Here is an 18,699-nt window from a genome sequence, read left to right on the forward strand (position 1 = left end):
CACGGAAGTAATCACTTCGACCCGTCGAAACGGCTCATCGGCACTCTTGGACATAGTCGTACTCATAGGCGTATGCCTATGCCTTATCAGCTATGCCACATGTCCGGTCAAAATAGGGTGCGCTCCAGTGCCCCGGCACCTGTTCCATCTTCACGCGACTGAAGGCCGCCAGAGCTTGCCCACGCGCCCGTCGATCAGCAGCAGTCCTGCGAAGATGACCAGCATACCGACGACTTGGATCGGCAAGACAGTTTCACCCAGCAGTGTGACGCCGAGCACGATTGCGGAGATCGGCGCGACAAAGGTCGTCGTTGCAAAGTTTGTGGCGCCTACGCGCGGCAGCACGCGGTACATGATCTGAAATGTGAATGCTGTGGACACCAAGCCGATGGCCACAGCCGCCAACCATGTTTCACCCTTCGCGATGACTGGAATGCCTTCGGCCGCGAAGGCGACTGGAATGGAGACGAGAGCGGCGCCTGTCAGCGCAATGGAAGCCAATGCCGTTGGCTCTATGGACTTGAAGCTTCGGGTGATGTTGAGGGACAGGGCGTAACAGATCGTTGCCAGAAGACACGCGCTTACAGCCCAGAGTTGCGATTCCCCTTCCGATAGTAGTGCAGGTGACGCTAGTATAGTTGCGCCCACAAAACCAACTGCAACGCCTGCAGTTTTTATGCGGCTAGCCTTCTCGCCGCCTACCCAGAAGTGGCTGACAATAACCGTCATGATCGGGGTCAGGGCATTGATGATGGCAGCCACGCCGCTCGCTAGGTGAGATTGTGCAAGCGGGAAGAGCGCGAATGGAATGGCGTAGGCCAAAATGCCTAACAGACCTAGCTTCATCCACAGCACTGGATTGTTGGGCACTGGCTTGCGCAAGGCGAGCATAACGGCCCAGCAACCTGCAGCACCGATGGCTACTCTGAAGGAGGTGACCCAAAGAGGCCCAATCTCACGGATGAGTACGGCGTTGAAAATAAACGAGCAGCCCCAAATGGCGCCAAGAAACAAGATCCAAAACCAGTCGCGCCGTTCCATGAATGCCTCCGTGATGCACTCACCTTTTGCCTTGCAGACGGTAGGGGTCGAACCGATTTTAGCAATAGGAGCCATCAAACGATGTGATGGGTCGAAGATGGCTCTCTAGTACCGTAGCGAGACCAGTTGGCCTGTTGACCATTCGATCTGGCCGGAAAGATCAAGCTCCAGCAGAAGCATCTGCATGCTCGACACGCTCAGGCCTGATTGACGAACGAGTTCATCTACTTCGATCGGCGTTGAGCTAAGCGCGGACAACAAGCGCGACTTGTCATCTTCACTTGGCAGCACTTCGGGTGCCAAGTCCGGCTCCCAGTCCCGATCAAACAAGGCGCTCCGGGCGGCGTCGGCGCTGCCCAGGCTTTCCACAATGTCATCCACGTTGGTTATGAGCTTGGCGCCTTGCTGTATCAGCAAATTCCCGCCTTCAGCGCGCGGGTCGAGGGGAGACCCAGGCACGGCAAATACATCGCGGTTTTGCTCCAGCGCCAGCCGCGCGGTGATGAGCGAGCCGGAGCGCTTGGCCGCTTCCACAACCACGATGCCCAGTGACAATCCGGACACCAGGCGATTGCGTCGTGGGAAGTCTCTCGCCCGCGGCTCCCAACCAAGCGGCATCTCGGTAAGGAGTGCCCCACCATTGTCCAGGATGTCATGAGCAAGCGGAATATTCTCGTCAGGATATATCCGGTCGAATCCCCCAGCCAACACCGCAATTGTCCCGCTGACGAGGCTAGCGCGATGCGCCGCTGTATCAATTCCGCGCGCAAGGCCCGATACAACAGTGTATCCCCTTTCACCGAGCCCTGTTGCAAGCAGGCGGGTCATCTTTACGCCGGCGGAGGATGCGTTGCGTGCGCCGACAATCCCCACTGTGCGCTGCCAATCAAGATTTTCGCCGCCTGCCATCGTCAAGATGGGTGGCGAGGCCGGGATGAAGCGGAGCAGGGGTGGATAGTCTGGTTCACAGCTGGCAACGATCCGCGCACCATAGCGCTCCAGCCCCGCGATTTCGTCTTCCGCTTCTGACTGACTTGCGATGCGCGCTGGCTTGCCTGTGCGCTTAAGCAGATCGGGCAAAGCACTAAGGGCTGCCTGCGCGGTTTCGAAACGATGCAGCAATTGCCGAAAGGTTGCGGGACCGACGTTCTCGGTCCGGATCAAACGAAGCCATGCCAAGCGTTCAGCCTGGCTCAATTGCTCACCTTCTCGCCACTGTCCCAACAGCTAAGCCGCTTTCTTGCCGGACCCGATCCGGGGCTCGGTTCCAGACAGAAGACGGGCTATATTGGTGCGGTGCTGAAAAAACAGCAGGATAGCCAGTACCGCCACGGTTGCAGCAAGCCATTCATCCACGAATACATAGGCAAAGATAGGTGCCGTCGCGGCTGCGGTCAGGGCGGCAAGTGAAGACATCTTGCGGGTAAACGCGATCAGCAGCCACACTGCACAGAAGATCAGCCCCACCGGCCAGCTTAGAACCAGAAGGGCGCCGATCATAACCGCCACGCCCTTGCCGCCTTTGAACTGCAGCCAAACCGGGAAGCAGTGACCGGCAAAGACGGCAATGGCCGCAAGGTAGAGCGGCCAGGCCTCGCCTCCACCAACTGGGACGTCGGGATTGTGAAGGAGAGTGCGGGTAACCAGGACAGCAACGATCGCCTTGCCCGCGTCCAGCAGCAATGTCGCAGCTGCGAGCGGCTTGTTACCTGTGCGCAGGACATTGGTTGCGCCGATATTGCCCGAACCAATCGAGCGGATATCCCCCAGGCCCGCAGCCCTGGTCAGTAGCAGCCCAAACGGGATGGAGCCAAACAGGTAAGCGATCAGCGCGGTGACGATGAAGCCCGGGAGCGCGGCTCCACCAAAAAGCCAAGAGGCAAACACTGGGACATAGCTATCAATCACGGCCTTGGTTCTCCTCGCTGTGCGTGTAGACGATCTGGCCGCCCACCAGGGTGTACATCACCTTGCCAGCAAGCCGCGCTCCTTCAAAGCTCGTATTGCGAGAGCGCGACCGAATTGCCTTTTCATTGACCTGCCAGGGATAGTCGAGATCGAACAGGATCAAGTCTGCCGGTGCACCCGGTGCTATGCGGCCGGCGGCGAGCCCCAGGATCTCGGCTGGCCGGCTGGTCATGGCCCGCAGAACCGCCAGAAGCTCCACCTGTCCGGAATGAACAAGGCGCAAAGCAGCCGCTAGCAATGTTTCCAGCCCTATGGCCCCATCGGAAGCCTCAGCAAATGGCTGGCGCTTTACTTCAGTGTCCTGTGGATCGTGGTCTGAATGGATAGTGTCGATCGCGCCGCTTCGAAGGCCCTCGATGACAGCCTGCCGGTCGTCCTCGGACCTTAGTGGCGTCGAGAGCTTGAAGAAAGTTCGGTAGCGGCCAATGTCATTCTCGTTCAACGCGAGATTGTTGATCGACACACCCGCGGTAACATTGCGGTTGCGCTTCTTGGCAGCTGCCAAAAGCTCGACCGAGGCAGCACAGGATATCTGCGCCGCATGGTATCTCACCCCCGTCAAAGCTGCCAATTGCAGATCGCGTGCGAGTGGGATGGTCTCGGCTTCCCTGGGAATGCCCTTGAGGCCCAGGACCGTTGCGAAAAGCCCTTCGTTCATCACGCCATCGCTGGTTAGGCCATCATCGGACAGGTGATGAACAACGGTGAGGCCATAATTGGCCGCGTAGCTCATGATCGTGCGCAGCATCGAACTGGATTGCACCGAGTGCCGTCCGTCCGTCAGGCAAACGGCTCCTGCTTCCTGCAGAAGTCCAAACTCTGTAATCTCTTGTCCAGCGAGGCCCTTGGTCATCGCTGCCGCGGGCAAGACATTGACCTTGCTGGTAGCCTTGGCCCGACGAATCAGGAAATCCACTAGCGCGCCGTCGTCCACAACTGGCGCCGTGTCCGGCATCATCACAAAGCTTGTGACGCCCCCGGCAGCGGCGGCTTCACCTGCGGACTGCAGGGTTTCGCGATATTCTTTGCCTGGCTCCCCGGTGAACACCCGCATGTCGATCAAGCCAGGCGAAAGGATCAAGCCTCTCGCATCGATAACCTGAGCGCCCTCCGGAGTGGCAATAGTCTGGCCATAAGCGGCCTCGGCAATAACGCCGTCCCGCACCAACACGGCGCCCGGCGAATCCATGCCTGATGCTGGATCCACGATCCGGGCATTCTTGATCAACAGGACGGAACTCATGACTCGCGCCCCGCTGGCAGCAATGCATCAAGCACCGCCATTCGGACGGCAACACCCATTTCCACCTGATCAGTGATCACCGAGGCAGGACCATCAGCAATTGCTGGGTCGATTTCGACGCCCCGGTTCATCGGTCCAGGATGCATGACAATGGCGTCGGGTTTGGCATGGCTGAGTTTTTCCGCATCAAGCCCATAGAACCGGTAGTACTCTCGTACGGACGGGATCATCTTGCCGTTCGCCCGCTCATGCTGCAGCCGCAGCATCATCACCACGTCCACATCTTTGAGCCCCGCGCGCATGTCGGTGAACACCTCGGTCGCAAGTTGCTCTATTCCGGCGGGAAGAAGATTTCGAGGTGCAATCACGCGCGTACGCACGTTCAGAGCTCCCAACAACAAAAGGTTGGACCTAACCACGCGCGAGTTGGCAATGTCGCCGCAAATTGCAACTGTAAGCCCTGATATGCGCCCCTTGTGGTTGCGGATGGTAAGGGCATCGAGCAGTGCTTGTGTCGGATGTTCATGGGCGCCATCGCCTGCATTGATCACGGAACACCCAACCTTCTGGCTCAGGAGTTCCACAGCCCCTGCTGCCGAATGGCGAACCACAATCACGTCGGGCCGCATGGCGTTGAGCGTGGCCGCGGTGTCGATCAGTGTCTCGCCCTTGCTGACAGAACTCGACTTCACAGACATGTTCATCACCAGCGCGCCCAGCCGCTTGCCGGCGATCTCGAATGATCCTTGAGTCCGGGTTGATGGCTCGAAAAACAGATTGATCTGTGTCTTGCCTGAAAGCGTCGGGTGTGACTTGCGCTCTTGGCGGCTTACCGGAACCATCCGCTCGGCGCGATCAAGCAGATCGATGATTTCATGCTGCTGAAGATCGGCGATGGAGAGCAGATGCTTTTGCCTAAATGGGGGAAAGTCGCCAGATGAAGCGCCTAGTGTATTCGACGTCATCGCCCGCGTTTCGCCCATGCGTTCCGATCTCCCGTGGTTCTCGGGGGTCTAGCGGAGCCAAAAGGCTGATTCAACATAATGTTGAATTATCCCCTGCGCAGGCGGTCGAGCGCTCCCTGCAGGATGTAGCTCGCGGCCAACTTATCCACGACTTCAGCCCGGCGATCCCGACGCAGGTCGGCTTCGATCATCATTCGCGTCACCGCAGAGGTGGAAAGCCGCTCGTCCCAGAAGGCGATCGGCAGGCTCATACGCTGAGAAAGACTGCGGGCAAAGGCTCGCGTCGATTGCACGCGTGGTCCTTCTGAGCCATCCATGTTCAACGGCAATCCCAGGATGATCGCGACGACCTTGTTCTCGGCTATGAGCTGATCAATTCGCTCGGCGTCCTTGGTGAACTTGGTCCGCTTGATCGTTTCCAAGGGGCTTGCCGAATATCTCATGGCATCGCTGATCGCGACGCCTATAGTTTTTGTCCCCAGATCCAGGCCCAGGATCTTGCCTGTGGTTGGGATAAGCTCGAGAGGATTGGCGTAGTCGTCGGTCACGGGGAGCTCGCTTGCCACATTGAAGCCGTTCTATAGGGTATGCGCCGATTTTGCGACAGGGAAGCAGCAATGAAACTCACCTGGTTTGGCGGTACGACCGTGCGCGTGCACATGGGCGGAATGATTCTGGTTGTGAAGCCGAATGACGCGCCGGCAGGTTTGGACCGGGCGGAGCTTCTATCGGGTGCTGATCGGGTTCTCGATGCTGATGAGCTTCCCCTGGCTGATCTGGCCACATGGCGACCACGACAAGCTGGCAGGCTGCTTGATGTGGTTATTGAGCCTGCTGTTGAGGCTTGGTCGACAGGATCAGGCGGCATTCTTTTGGAGACCTTAGGGGAGGCGCCCCTGCTTCTCGTCTCGAATCAGCTGCTGCCGATGGGCCGGTGGGCCGAGAGTGCTGTCGTGGCTCTCTTCGGTGATGGGAGGCGCTTGGTGCTTCTTGGTTCCGCCTTGCTCCGGGAGAGGTCACCCCGCTTGCTGGCGCTTGCGGGTGATGAGGCCGCGATCGACTATGCTGTGCCCCGCTTGCGCGATCAATTGGATGGCGCAAGCCTTGTTGCGCTAGAGATCGGGATGGCTTTGGAAGTCTGATCCTCCGTACGAGCCATTTTCATTGTCTTTTTGCACGAGCGGTTGCTAATAACCTGCCCAAACAAGCCGCTGTTCTGGAGTTTCTTATGTCTGTCGACGCCGCAACCGTGAAGCGCATTGCGCGCCTAGCCCGCATTCGCATCGAGGAAGACCAGATCGCCAGCTATCAGGGCGAACTCAATGCGATTCTGGGTTTCGTCGAGCAGTTGCAGGAAGTCGATGTTGAAGGCGTCGAGCCGATGACCTCGGTCACGCCAATGACCCTGCGTCGCCGTGACGACCTGATCACCGACGGCGGGTACGCAGAAAAGATCGTGAGCAATGCGCCGCTCTCTGAAGACAATTTCTTCATGGTGCCCAAGGTGGTCGAATAAATTGGCCGTTTCGATCGCCACCGAAACACCGCTGCAGGATGATGTGCGCGAGTTGGTAGAACAGCTAAATGCGCATCTGCTTCCGCTCTCACCGCTTGAGTTCCAGTTCAAGATGACGGTGGAGCAGATGGCGGAGCCGCATACGACCTTGTTTGTTGCGCGTAACGACACTGGCAAGGCTGTCGGAATGGGTGCCCTTAAGGTGCATTCACCCGAACTTGGAGAAGTGAAGCGCATGTTCACCGAGCCGCAGGTGCGTGGCCAGCGTGTTGGATCTGCCCTGTTGAAGGCCATCATAGCGCTGGCTCGCGAAAAGAAACTTCCTATGCTGATGCTGGAGACAGGTACCGGCGACGGCATGGCCGAAGCCCATCGGCTCTATACCCGTAGCGGCTTCAAGCCGCGTGGGCCGTTCCTCGACTATCCCGATAGCCAATGGTCCGCATTCTTTGAATTGCCTTTGCAAGTAGCGCAGCCGGCGTGACGGTCATTGAACCAATGACATCACCTGCAAGCCCTGCATTAACTGAGCGAGAATTCCTTTGACCGATCTGACAAAGCTGAGCCTGGCCGATGCCCGCAAGGGGCTTGCCGATAAGAGCTTCACTGCCACCGAACTCACTGGCGCCTATCTGAGCGCGATCGAGGCGGCAAATCCGAGCTTGAACGCCTATGTGGCGGTTACTGCTGAGCAGGCCATGGCCATGGCAAAGACCAGCGACGAAAGACTTGCCTCAGGGCAGGGCGGCTCGCTTGAAGGCATTCCGCTCGGCATCAAGGATCTCTTTGCCACCAGGGGCGTCCACACTCAGGCCGCCAGTCACATTCTTGATGGCTTCAAGCCCGAGTACGAATCGACGGTGACGAGCAACCTATGGCGCGACGGCGCGGTGATGCTGGGCAAGCTCAACATGGACGAGTTTGCCATGGGTTCCTCCAACGAGACCTCCTACTACGGTCCAGTGGTTAGCCCCTTCCGCGCTGACGGCAGCAATGCCAATCTGGTTCCTGGCGGTTCGTCGGGCGGTTCGGCTGCGGCCGTTGCAGCGTGGCTTTGCGCCGGCGCAACGGCTACCGACACCGGTGGCTCAATTCGCCAGCCGGCGGCATTTACCGGTACTGTGGGGATCAAGCCGACATATGGGCGCTGCTCGCGCTGGGGCACGGTGGCTTTCGCGTCGTCACTCGATCAGGCTGGTCCTATCGCTCGCACTGTAGAGGATGCAGCCTTGCTGATGACCTCGATGGCGGGGTTCGATCCCAAGGATTCAACCAGCGTCGACATGGCCGTTCCAGACTTCGCTGCGGCCGTCGAACGGGGCGTGAAAGGCCTTACCATTGGTGTCCCGCGCGAGTACCGCATGGAAGGCATGCCTGCGGAAATTGAGAAGCTCTGGAAAGAGGGGCTGGACTGGCTGGTAGCCGAAGGCGCTACGGTCAAGGACATCTCCCTGCCACACACGAAGTACGCTCTCCCGGCTTACTACATTGTGGCACCGGCTGAAGCTTCTTCGAACCTGGCTCGCTATGACGGTGTGAAGTATGGGCTTCGCGTGTCGGGCAAGGACATCACCGACATGTATGAACTCACCCGCGCTGCCGGTTTCGGCCGCGAAGTGAAGCGCCGCATCATGATCGGCACCTATGTGCTCTCGGCTGGTTATTTCGATGCCTACTACGTCAAGGCCCAGAAGGTCCGCACGCTGATCAAGAAGGACTTCGAGGATGCGTTCGACGCCGGTGTCGACGCTATCCTGACCCCGGCTACACCATCTGCCGCTTTCGGTATCGGCGATGAGGCACTCGCCGCAGATCCGGTCGCCATGTACCTCAACGACGTCTTCACAGTCACGGTGAACATGGCTGGCCTGCCAGGCATCGCCGTTCCTGCTGGCAAGGACGCCAAGGGGCTTCCCCTTGGGCTGCAACTGATCGGCAAGCCCTTCGACGAAGAAACATTGTTTGCCGCGGCTCGAGTGATTGAACGAAGCGCGGCTACGGACTTCTCGCCTAAGCCGTGGTGGTAACCGGGTGTACTCAGCGCCACTTGATCGTGGCGCTGATCCGCCTTATCTGGCGTCCATGCACAAATTGAAATTGGTAGTGACGTCGCCACCGGCGGCGTCCGGGCCGACAAGGGTTTTGCCGATGGCCTCTGATATTTTCACTTCACTTGATTGGTCCGAACCACCCAAGGACATGAGCAAGCCCCTGCAGGCGCTCTGGTGGCTCAAAAAGGGCAATCTACGTGTCGGCCCCGAATGGGAGCAGGCCCATAACATCGTCCAGGCGATGGAGGGGGTACAGGCATTTGACTGGGTTCATGCCCTGATGCACTGGATTGAAGCCGACATGGGCAATGCCGACTATTGGTATCGACGGGCCAACAAGCGTCGTGCCACCGCAAGCGTCAGCTCCGAGTGGGAGCACATCGCTGCAGCGCTGAGCGAAGTGACGAAGCACTAGACTTTAGTGGTCGAGCGGAATGGATCTCCGCTCGACCTATCTGTTTCCAGATCAGACTGGCTTTATCAGCGCGTGCCGCTTTTTGCCCACGGACAGCTTGATAACTCCCTCGGCCAACAACGCGTTTTCTCCCAGACTAAGCTTGTCATCCTCGATGACTGCGTCGTTCACGCGCACTGCACCGGACTGCACATGACGACGAGCTTCGCCGTTGGAACCGGCTAGCCCCGCGGTCACCAGGGCCGCCAGGATGCCGACGCCTCCTAACAGCTCCGCACGCGTCACAGTGGCCGTCGGAAGCGACAGGTCGATTGCACCCGACTCAAATGTCTGGCGCGCTGTGTGCGCGGCTTCTTCAGCTGCCGCCCGCCCGTGGACGATGGCGGTGACCTCTGTTGCCAGCACCTTCTTGGCCTCGTTGATCTCGTTGCCGCCGAGTGCCCCGAGTTTTTCGATTTCGCTGAGCGGCAGGCGGGTGAAGATCTTGAGGAACTTGACGACATCGGCGTCTTCAGTGTTCCGGAAGTACTGCCAGAAGTCGTAGGGGCTGAAGAGTTCGCCATTGAGCCACACGGCGCCCGAGGCTGACTTGCCCATCTTCTCGCCGCTAGCCTTGGTCAGCAATGGCGTCGTCAGTGCATAAAGCTGCTCGCCGCCCATGCGGTGGTTGAGATCGACACCATTGATGATGTTGCCCCATTGGTCAGACCCACCCATCTGCAACACGGTGCCATAGCGCCGGTTGAGTTCGGTGAAGTCGTAGCCCTGCATGATCATGTAGTTGAATTCAAGGAAGCTTAGCGACTGCTCGCGGTCAAGCCGCAGCTTCACCGAATCGAAGCTCAGCATCCGGTTGACCGAGAAATGCCGGCCCACATCGCGCAGGAACTCGACATAGTTCAGCTTCAACAGCCAATCGGCGTTGTTGACCATGATGGCTGGGTTGGAGCCCTCATAGTTGAGGATGTTACTGTAGACCTTTTTGATGCTCTCGATATTGGTTTCGATCTGCTCCACGGTCAGCAGCTTGCGCTGATCGTCGCGGAACGAAGGATCGCCTACCATCGATGTGCCACCACCCATGAGGCTGATCGCCTTGTGGCCGGTCTCCTGCAGCCAGTAGAGCATAGTGACGGTGATCAGATTGCCTATGTGGATCGACGTTGCCGTCGCATCATAGCCTACATAGCCGCAGATCGGCCCCTTGAGGGCCAGCGCATCCAGCCCTTCCGGGTCGGAGATCTGGTGGATGAAGCCGCGCTCGTCGAGCACTTGGAGGAAATCGGACTTGAACTTGGTCATATGACAATCACTGAGGTTCGTGTGACCTCATGGTAAGCTTGTCGAACCACGAGGTCGGTGCATGCGGGACCTCGTCCTTCGACGGGCTCAGGATGAGGTCCCTTCCAACAGATCGCGGTGCTGCGCTCTCTTAGCGCCCGCCGCCGGCGGCGATCTCCTGCCGGCGACGGTCGAGATAGTCTGCGCACCGTGTGGTCAATTCATCAATTTTGCCTTCAAAGAAGTGGTTTGCACCCTCGACGATTTGTTGCTCGATGGTGATGCCCTTCTGGGTCTTGAGCTTGTCCACCAGCTTCTGAACCGAAGTTGGCGGCGCCACACGATCCTTGTCGCCATGGATGATGAGGCCGGACGAAGGGCAGGGCGCCAGGAACGAGAAGTCGTAAAGGTTTTCCGGCGGGGCTACCGATATGAAACCTTCGACTTCTGGGCGGCGCATCAGCAATTGCATGCCGATCCAGGCTCCAAACGAGAAGCCGGCGATCCAGCAACCGCGCGACTCGCGATTAATGACCTGCAACCAATCCAGTGCAGCAGCGGCATCGGAGAGTTCGCCCACACCATGGTCGAAGAGGCCTTGGCTGCGTCCCACGCCGCGCGAGTTGAAGCGCAGCACGGCAAAGCCACGCTGGGCGAACATATAGAAGAGATTGTAGACAATCTGGTTGTTCATCGTCCCGCCAAACTGCGGGTGAGGATGCAGCACGATGGCAATTGGAGCGTTCGGCTCCTTGCCTGGCTGGTACCGGCCTTCCAGACGGCCTTCCGGCCCATTGAAAATCACTTCTGGCATGGTCTTGTTCTTCCGGCCCTGTTGGCTCTGTTGGTTAGATTTGGCGCTCACGTTGGCAGGCTCTGGCGGCTTGACTAAGCCAGTGCCCATCCCTAAAACAAGGGCGCAAAATCTAGTTTAGAATAATTCGAAACTCGGTTATCGGCCGTACAAAGGCCAGCAAGAGCGCCCCTTGTAATGAAGTTGGGCGTCAAATTTCAAGAAGTGTTTGGAGTCGGCGGCGTCGCAGCGCCGGCTTTGGGCATGGATGGTATGACCGGCGCGTAGGCGCCCTATAGGACTTCGATGACTAGACCGGCGATCTATCTTGATCATAATGCCGCGTCTCCGCTCTTGCCGGAGGCGCGCGAAGCGCTTGTCTCCACCCTGGAGCTGACGGGCAATCCGTCGTCGGTCCATGCCCACGGTCGCGCGCTGCGTAACGTCATCGAAACCGCCCGTGGGCAGGTTGCCGTGCTTGCCGGAGCCGAGCGCAAGCAGGTGGTGTTTACCGGTTCGGCCACAGAGGCGATCACGCAGGCGATCGTTGGTGGCGCCAAGACGTTCGGCTCCACCGCTGTGGTTACGAGCGCAGGCGAGCATGCCGCCGTTTCTAAGGCGGCAGAAGCAACGGGCTTGCCTGTGATCACCGTTGGTTTGCTCGGCGACGGCTGCATCGACGTCGCGCAGTTGGGCAAAATAGTTGCCGAAGCCGATGGCAATCTGCTGGTTGCTCTTCATTGGGTGAACAATGAGACCGGCGTGCTCCAGCCCATCGGGCAGATTAACGCGCTCGTGGGGCCGACCCGTCACACGCTGTTTATCGACGCGGTGCAGGCTTTCGGCAAGCTGGAGCTGGATTTTGCGGCTTCGGCTCCCGATATGATGGCTGTAAGCGGCCATAAAATTGGCGCTCCGGCCGGCGTCGGCGCTTTGCTCGTCAAGTCGCATGCGGATGTGGTGCGGCTGATCCCGGGGGGGGGCCAGGAACAGGGCCGCCGCGGCGGCACGGAAGCGGCGGCGTTGATCGGGGCCTTTGGCGCTGCTGCATCAGCGGTTTCAAGGCGGTATTCGGGTGCTGAAGTGCCTTCCCTGATCAACCGGCTCGAGGCAGGCCTTGGTGCGTTGTCTCCCGACTTGGTGATCTTCGGCGGCGAGCGGCTCGGCAACGTGACGAATTTTGCCGTTCCGGGTGTCAAGAACACGACGGCGATGATGGCGCTGGATCTGCTGGGCCTTTCAGTGTCGTCGGGCTCGGCCTGCTCATCGGGCAAGGTTGGCCCAAGCCATGTGCTGGCTGCCATGGGTGTTGCGCCCGAGCTTGCCGAATGTGCCCTGCGCGTCAGCCTGGGCTGGAATTCCACTGCGGGCGACGTCGATGCGTTTGTCGCCGGTTACCAATCGATCCTTGAGCGCCACCGGACGCGGCAAGGGCAGGCGGCCTAAAGGCTGCAGTTTTAGAAGGCTCATGGCGACCTTGAATCGCCACCGGGCAAGAAGGAGAAGCCGCAATGGCCGACTACGCCGATATCCCAACGCTGAAGGAAAACATCGACCGCGAGACCGTGGATTCTGTCCTGGCGCTTGATGTCGACAAGTACAAATATGGGTTCGAGACCGATATTGAATCCGACATGGCTCCCAAGGGCCTGAGCGAGGATACCGTTCGCTTTATTTCGGCCAAGAAGAACGAGCCGGAGTGGATGCTGGAATGGCGTCTTGACGCTTACCGTCGTTTCCTGACCATGACTGAGCCGACTTGGGCAAAGGTGCATTACCCGCAGATCGATCTGCAGGACATGTATTACTACGCCGCGCCCAAGTCCTCGCCTGCGCCAAAGAGCCTGGATGAGGTCGATCCGGCCCTGATCGCAATGTACGACAAGCTTGGCGTGCCGCTGCGCGAGCGCGAAATCTTGGCTGGCGTCGAGCGGCCCAAGGTTGCCGTTGATGCGGTGATGGACTCGGTGTCCGTTGTCACGACTTTCCGCGAAGAACTGAGCAAGGTCGGCATTATTTTCTGCTCGATCTCCGAGGCCATCCGCGAATATCCCGAGCTGGTGCAAAAGTATCTGGCGTCCGTAGTTCCGGTCACCGACAACTACTATGCAACGCTTAATTCCGCGGTCTTCACCGACGGTTCGTTCGTCTACATCCCCAGGGGTGTTCGTTGCCCCATGGAGTTGTCGACCTATTTCCGGATCAACGAAAAGAAGACCGGCCAGTTCGAGCGCACGCTCATCATCGCCGAGGCTGACTCCTATGTGAGCTACCTTGAAGGCTGCACCGCGCCCATGCGCGACGAGGCCCAGTTGCACGCCGCAGTCGTGGAACTGATTGCCCTCGACAATGCTGAGATCAAGTACTCCACGGTCCAGAACTGGTACCCCGGCGACAAGGACGGCAAGGGCGGCATCTACAACTTCGTTACCAAGCGTGGTGACTGCCGTGGCGCCAACAGCAAGATCTCCTGGACCCAGGTCGAGACCGGTTCGGCCATCACCTGGAAGTATCCAAGCTGCATTCTGCGTGGCGACGGCTCGCGCGGCGAGTTCTATTCTATCGCCATTTCGAACGGCTACCAGCAGGTCGATAGCGGCACCAAGATGATCCATCTGGGCAAGAACACGTCCAGCCGTATCATTGCCAAGGGCATTGCTGCCGGGTTCTCGGACAACACCTATCGTGGCCAGGTTTCGGCACACGCCAAGGCCAAGAACGCGCGCAACTTCACCCAGTGCGACTCGCTGCTGATCGGCGACAAGTGCGGTGCCCACACCGTGCCCTACATCGAATCTCGTAACGGCACTGCGGTGTTCGAGCACGAGGCGACCACCAGCAAGATCTCGGACGACCAGATGTTCTATTGCCAGCAGCGCGGCCTCAACGAAGAGGAAGCGGTGGCGCTGATCGTCAACGGCTTCGTTCGCGACGTGCTGCAGCATCTGCCCATGGAGTTCATGGTGGAGACGCAGAAGCTGATCTCGATCAGCCTCGAGGGTAGCGTCGGCTAAGCCTGGCCCCATTATCAGACCTCATGGTGAGCCCGTCGAACCATGAAGTCTTGCCACCTGACTGCCACGACCTCGCCTTCGACAAGCTCAGGATGAGGTCTACTAAACAATTGCCTGTCGGCGCTCGCAAGCGACACAGGCTGGGAACTGGAGAAGCAAAATGACCACCCCCATCCTTGAAATCCGCAATCTGCATGCCCGCATCGAAGATCGTGAAATCCTTAAGGGCGTTAACCTCATCATTCCGCCCGGCGAAGTCCACGCCGTTATGGGTCGCAATGGGTCGGGCAAGTCGACGCTGAGCTATGTGCTGGCCGGTAAGGAAGACTACGAGATCACCGAAGGCGAAGTGCTGCTCGACGGCGAGAACCTGCTCGACATGGAGCCGGACGAGCGCGCCGCGGCTGGGCTGTTCCTAGCCTTCCAGTACCCGATCGAAATCCCGGGCGTTGCGACCATGACCTTCCTCAAGGCAGCCATGAACGCCCAGCGCAAGGCACGCGGCGAGGGCGAGCTTTCAACGCCTGACTTCATGCGCGCCGTGAAGGCTGCTGGCACCGACCTCAACATCGACACCGACATGCTCAAGCGTCCGCTCAACGTCGGCTTCTCTGGCGGCGAAAAGAAACGCGCCGAAGTGCTGCAGATGGCGCTGCTCCAGCCCAAGATGTGCATTCTCGACGAGACCGATTCCGGCCTCGATATCGATGCCTTGCAGGTCGTCTCGAAGGGCGTCAACGCTCTGCGCAATGCCGGTCGCTCCATGCTGGTCATTACCCACTACCAGCGCCTGCTGAACCACATCGTTCCCGACGTCGTGCATGTCTTCTCCGATGGCAAGATCGTCGAGAGCGGCGACAAGAGCCTTGCACTTCAGCTCGAAGCCAAGGGCTATGCCGACTTCGACACTGCGGCGGCTTGACCATGGCTGTTTCGTTCCCCGTCCGGCTTGGCCCGGCTGAAAATACGCTGATCGAGCAACTCAAGAGCGTTGGAGCTGATGCCACCGCCGAGCGCATCGCCGTGGCTGGTCTGCCCACAAGGCGGGTCGAGGCTTACCACTACACGGACCTCAAGACGCTGTTGCGGGCTGTGCCGCCGATGGTTGATGGCAGTGCTACCCTTGAGCTCGCGCTCAAGGCTGGCCCCTTGCCGCTGCAAGTCGCTGGCGCCCATCACATCGCCATTACCAATGGCCTTGTTCCGTCTGACCTTTCAGCCCCTTCCGGGGTCACGGTCGGCCGTGCACAAGGTGGTGTGCTCAGCACGCGCGATGACATTCTGGTTCATCTCAATGGCGCCCTTGCGAAGCAGAGTCTGGCTTTGACCATCGAGCGTTCCCTCGATCAGGTCATCCAGATCGACCACCGGATTGAAGGCGAAGCTGCGCACGTCGCAGATGCCCTCAAGATCTTCGTGGCCGATGGTGCGGCAGCGACGATCGTGGAGGTTTTCTCTGGTTCCGAAGTCGCCCATGTGGGCAACCACGCCACCTATGTGGCCTTGGGCAAGGGCGCAAACCTGACCCATGTCACGGTTGATCTCTCGGCAAAGGCGTCTTCGCATTTCGCGACCAACGAATATCACCTGGCTGAAGATGCGCAGCTCCGCACGCTGGTGATCCACGCCGGTGCGGGGCTCAGCCGTACGCATTTGTTCCCGCGCTATGAAGGCGCAGGCGCCCACGGCAACATCACGGGGATGAACCTCGTTGCCGATGGCCAGCACGCCGATATCACCATGGACGCCGCGCATGCCGTGCCCCACACGACATCGCAACCGCTGTTTAAGTCCATCGCCCGTGGGCGTGGGAAGGCAGTCGTTCAGGGGCGTTTGGTTGTTGCCCGCGACGCGCAGAAGACGGACGCCAAGCTGATGAGCCAGGGCTTGATGCTTTCGGACGAGGCCGAGATCCTCTCCAAGCCCGAACTTGAGATCTATGCCGACGACGTTGTGTGCGGCCACGGATCTACCTGCGGGAAGCTCGATGAGGATAGCATGTTCTATCTGATGAGCCGCGGCATCCCCCAGGCTGAAGCCGAAACCATGCTGGTTCGTGGGTTTATCGAGGAAGTGCTTGACCCGATCGAGGATGAAGCGCTGTCCGAGGCCCTACACATGGTTGTCGACGGGTGGCTGCTCGGTAAGTAGGCCAAGGCTTATGTCAGGGGCGCTATAGCGTCCCGTCTGCTGCGCGGCACCTCCCCCTCGACGGGGGAGGTGGGGAGGGGGGTGTTGTAAGCCACGACATCCGGGCTTCCACATCCCACCCTCGATCCCTTCCCGCAAGGGGGAGGGTGACGACTGAGAAATGGAAACGTCATGACCTTCGATCTCGAAAAAGCCCGCGCCGATTTCCCGATCCTGTCCGAACAGATCCACGGCAAGCGGCTCGTCTATCTCGACAGCGGCGCTTCGGCCCAGAAGCCGGTGCAGGTGCTGGACCGGATGGATCATGCGTTCCGCCATGAATACGCCAATGTACATCGTGGCCTGCACACGTTGGCTAATCGCGCAACCGAAGCTTACGAAGGCGGGCGCCTGGCCGTACAGCGCTTCCTCAATGCCAGCCGGGCCGAAGAAATCGTCTTCACCAAATCGGCGACCGAAGCCATCAACCTCGTTGCGCAATCCTTCGCTGGCCCTCGTATCGGCGAAGGCGACGAGATCGTCACCACAATCATGGAGCACCACTCCAACATCGTTCCTTGGCATTTTCTGCGTGAACGCCAGGGCGCCGTGATCAAATGGGTCGATGTGCGCGACGACGGCAGCTTCGACCTCGACGCATTTATTTCTGCCCTTTCTCCCCGTACCCGTATGGTTGCCGTTACGCATATGAGCAACGTGCTGGGTACAATAACCCCTGTAAAGGCCATTGTAGCCGAGTGCCATGCGAGGGGGATATCCGTGCTGATCGACGGCTCGCAAGGAGCCGTGCACACCAAGGTCGACGTGCAGGACATCGGCGCCGACTTCTATGTGATGACCGGCCACAAGCTCTATGGGCCGACCGGTATTGGCGTTCTCTATGGCAAGTACGATCTCCTGGCCGAGATGCAGCCCTATCAAGGCGGCGGCGAGATGATCGACACCGTGACTCTGGAAGGCGTCACCTACAACGCGCCGCCCCATCGGTTCGAAGCTGGTACGCCGCCCATTGTCCAGGCCATCGGGCTGGGCCGCGCACTGGAATATATGGACGAGCTTGGCCGCGAGGCGATTGACGCTCACGAGCATGAGGTTGCGCAGTACGCCCAGGAGCAGCTGACTCGCATCAATTCGCTCCGGATGATCGGCACGGCAGCAGGCAAGGGCGGCATCTTCTCATTCGAGATCAAGGGTGCTCATGCCCATGACGTCGCGACCATTCTCGACCGCTACGGCATCGCAGTGCGCGCGGGCACGCATTGTGCTCAGCCGCTCTTGAAACGCTTTGGCGTCACCTCTACCTGCCGCGCCTCCTTCGCCCTATATAACGGCAAGGACGACGTTGACGCGCTGGTCGACGGCATTGAACGCGCCCAGAAATTTTTCGCCTAGTAGCGAGGACCTCATGACCGACGAACCCGAAATCGCGCCAGCCCCGACCATTCCTGAGCCGCGCATCACGCCAAACGTGTCAGGCGAGCTGCCGGAAGCAGAGGTCGAGCGCATCACGAGTGATCTAATCGGCGCGCTTAAGACCGTCTATGATCCCGAGATCCCGGTCGATATCTATGAGCTCGGCCTGATCTACAAGGTTGATCTGGACGACAACCGTAACCTCAGCATCGACATGACCCTAACCGCTCCGGGCTGCCCAGTTGCTGGGGAAATGCCCGGCTGGGTGGAGAATGCCGCCCGCGGTGTCGAGGGCATTCAGGACGTCACCGTCAACATGGTGTTCGATCCCCCGTGGGACGCATCACGAATGAGCGAAGAAGCCCAGGTCGCGCTGAACTGGTGGTAATCGCCGGCGTTTCGCCCTATATATCGTGAAACGCCGATAATCGAGGTAGCTCCATGGCCTTCAAGATCATGTCCCTGACCGACGCCGCTGCTGAACGGATCACGGAGATCATTGAAGATTCCGAGAAGCCCGTAATTGGGCTGCGCGTCGGCATCAAGAATGCTGGTTGCGCCGGTGTTTCCTACACCATGGACTATGTAACTGAGCCGGTGAAGGGCGACGACCACGTTGCTGACAAGGGGGTCGATGTCTGGATCGATCCCAAAGCAACCATGTACCTCCTCGGCACGGTGATGGACTTCGAGGAAACCCGAATGAGCTCCGGCTTCACCTTTAAGAATCCGAACCAGACCGGCGCCTGTGGCTGCGGCGAGAGCGTGACGCTAAAGGCTGCTGACCTCAAGGCGATTGCGGAAGCGCGCGCAACCGCCTGAGCGCCGGTTGCGTCCTAGGGCTGTTT

20 protein-coding genes are annotated in these 18,699 nt (G+C 59.3%); 12 read left to right on the top strand and 8 right to left on the bottom strand.

What is annotated here, in order from left to right; genetic code table 11:
* Positions 1 to 150: 150 nt before the first annotated feature.
* From DDE77_RS18225 to ruvX, 6 genes are all read right to left on the bottom strand, one after another.
* Positions 151 to 1,041 (bottom strand): DMT family transporter, encoded by an 891-nt coding sequence (locus DDE77_RS18225; protein ID WP_108398915.1) that lies wholly within the window; start codon positions 1,039 to 1,041, stop codon positions 151 to 153.
* Positions 1,042 to 1,146: 105 nt separating this feature from the next.
* A complete protein-coding gene (gene dprA / locus DDE77_RS18230) occupies positions 1,147 to 2,238 on the bottom strand; it encodes a DNA-processing protein DprA (protein ID WP_245895383.1) in 1,092 nt (363 codons plus the stop codon).
* 30 nt (positions 2,239 to 2,268) lie between these two features.
* Positions 2,269 to 2,946: a glycerol-3-phosphate 1-O-acyltransferase PlsY gene (plsY, locus tag DDE77_RS18235; RefSeq protein WP_425430763.1), complete on the bottom strand. Its 678-nt coding sequence runs from the start codon at positions 2,944 to 2,946 to the stop codon at positions 2,269 to 2,271.
* Entirely contained in the window at positions 2,942 to 4,252 is a 1,311-nt protein-coding gene (gene pyrC / locus DDE77_RS18240; protein ID WP_108398918.1) for a dihydroorotase, read from the bottom strand. The genes plsY and pyrC overlap by 5 nt, the downstream gene beginning before the upstream one ends.
* The gene (locus tag DDE77_RS18245) at positions 4,249 to 5,217 is read right to left on the bottom strand and encodes an aspartate carbamoyltransferase catalytic subunit (protein WP_108398957.1); all 969 of its coding nucleotides are present in this window, start codon (positions 5,215 to 5,217) and stop codon (positions 4,249 to 4,251) included. The genes pyrC and DDE77_RS18245 overlap by 4 nt, the downstream gene beginning before the upstream one ends.
* A gap of 86 nt (positions 5,218 to 5,303) precedes the next feature.
* Positions 5,304 to 5,765, bottom strand: a complete 462-nt coding sequence (gene ruvX, locus DDE77_RS18250; protein ID WP_210204435.1) for a Holliday junction resolvase RuvX — start codon at positions 5,763 to 5,765, stop codon at positions 5,304 to 5,306.
* A gap of 69 nt (positions 5,766 to 5,834) precedes the next feature.
* Here ruvX and DDE77_RS18255 point away from each other — a divergent pair, with 69 nt between their 5' ends.
* The 5 genes from DDE77_RS18255 (at position 5,835) to DDE77_RS18275 (ending at position 9,199) form a co-directional block, all read left to right on the top strand.
* A complete protein-coding gene (locus tag DDE77_RS18255) occupies positions 5,835 to 6,359 on the top strand; it encodes a hypothetical protein (RefSeq protein WP_108398920.1) in 525 nt (174 codons plus the stop codon).
* Between the two features lie 86 nt (positions 6,360 to 6,445).
* Positions 6,446 to 6,733, top strand: coding sequence for an Asp-tRNA(Asn)/Glu-tRNA(Gln) amidotransferase subunit GatC (gene gatC / locus DDE77_RS18260; protein ID WP_108398921.1), 288 nt, complete (start codon positions 6,446 to 6,448; stop codon positions 6,731 to 6,733).
* A 1-nt stretch (position 6,734) separates the two neighbouring features.
* Positions 6,735 to 7,217 carry a GNAT family N-acetyltransferase gene (locus DDE77_RS18265; RefSeq protein ID WP_108398922.1) on the top strand — a complete coding sequence of 161 codons (483 nt, stop codon included), beginning with the start codon at positions 6,735 to 6,737 and terminating at the stop codon, positions 7,215 to 7,217.
* Positions 7,218 to 7,275: 58 nt separating this feature from the next.
* A complete protein-coding gene (gatA, locus tag DDE77_RS18270; RefSeq protein ID WP_108398923.1) occupies positions 7,276 to 8,760 on the top strand; it encodes an Asp-tRNA(Asn)/Glu-tRNA(Gln) amidotransferase subunit GatA in 1,485 nt (494 codons plus the stop codon).
* A 121-nt stretch (positions 8,761 to 8,881) separates the two neighbouring features.
* On the top strand, positions 8,882 to 9,199 hold the full coding sequence (locus DDE77_RS18275; RefSeq protein WP_210204436.1) for a hypothetical protein: 318 nt from the start codon (positions 8,882 to 8,884) through the stop codon (positions 9,197 to 9,199).
* Positions 9,200 to 9,250: 51 nt separating this feature from the next.
* On the opposite strand, the gene tyrS is transcribed toward DDE77_RS18275, so the two are convergent.
* Positions 9,251 to 10,501: a tyrosine--tRNA ligase gene (tyrS, locus tag DDE77_RS18280; RefSeq protein WP_108398924.1), complete on the bottom strand. Its 1,251-nt coding sequence runs from the start codon at positions 10,499 to 10,501 to the stop codon at positions 9,251 to 9,253.
* 130 nt (positions 10,502 to 10,631) lie between these two features.
* Positions 10,632 to 11,294, bottom strand: coding sequence for an alpha/beta hydrolase (locus tag DDE77_RS18285; RefSeq protein ID WP_108398959.1), 663 nt, complete (start codon positions 11,292 to 11,294; stop codon positions 10,632 to 10,634).
* A 285-nt stretch (positions 11,295 to 11,579) separates the two neighbouring features.
* Between DDE77_RS18285 and DDE77_RS18290 the strand changes: the two genes are divergently transcribed.
* From DDE77_RS18290 to DDE77_RS18320, 7 genes are all read left to right on the top strand, one after another.
* On the top strand, positions 11,580 to 12,719 hold the full coding sequence (locus tag DDE77_RS18290) for a cysteine desulfurase family protein (protein WP_108398925.1): 1,140 nt from the start codon (positions 11,580 to 11,582) through the stop codon (positions 12,717 to 12,719).
* Between the two features lie 65 nt (positions 12,720 to 12,784).
* Positions 12,785 to 14,287 (top strand): Fe-S cluster assembly protein SufB, encoded by a 1,503-nt coding sequence (gene sufB / locus DDE77_RS18295; protein WP_108398926.1) that lies wholly within the window; start codon positions 12,785 to 12,787, stop codon positions 14,285 to 14,287.
* 172 nt (positions 14,288 to 14,459) lie between these two features.
* Entirely contained in the window at positions 14,460 to 15,209 is a 750-nt protein-coding gene (gene sufC / locus DDE77_RS18300) for a Fe-S cluster assembly ATPase SufC (RefSeq protein ID WP_108398960.1), read from the top strand.
* Positions 15,210 to 15,211: 2 nt separating this feature from the next.
* Complete coding sequence (gene sufD / locus DDE77_RS18305; protein WP_108398927.1) at positions 15,212 to 16,438, top strand: Fe-S cluster assembly protein SufD; 1,227 nt, start codon at positions 15,212 to 15,214, stop codon at positions 16,436 to 16,438.
* A gap of 171 nt (positions 16,439 to 16,609) precedes the next feature.
* On the top strand, positions 16,610 to 17,830 hold the full coding sequence (locus tag DDE77_RS18310) for a cysteine desulfurase (RefSeq protein ID WP_108398928.1): 1,221 nt from the start codon (positions 16,610 to 16,612) through the stop codon (positions 17,828 to 17,830).
* 13 nt (positions 17,831 to 17,843) lie between these two features.
* Positions 17,844 to 18,239, top strand: coding sequence for an SUF system Fe-S cluster assembly protein (locus DDE77_RS18315; protein WP_108398929.1), 396 nt, complete (start codon positions 17,844 to 17,846; stop codon positions 18,237 to 18,239).
* A 53-nt stretch (positions 18,240 to 18,292) separates the two neighbouring features.
* The gene (locus tag DDE77_RS18320; protein WP_170116549.1) at positions 18,293 to 18,673 is read left to right on the top strand and encodes a HesB/IscA family protein; all 381 of its coding nucleotides are present in this window, start codon (positions 18,293 to 18,295) and stop codon (positions 18,671 to 18,673) included.
* Positions 18,674 to 18,699 lie beyond the last annotated feature (26 nt).

This window comes from Devosia submarina (assembly GCF_003056345.1).
Taxonomy (GTDB): domain Bacteria; phylum Pseudomonadota; class Alphaproteobacteria; order Rhizobiales; family Devosiaceae; genus Devosia; species Devosia submarina.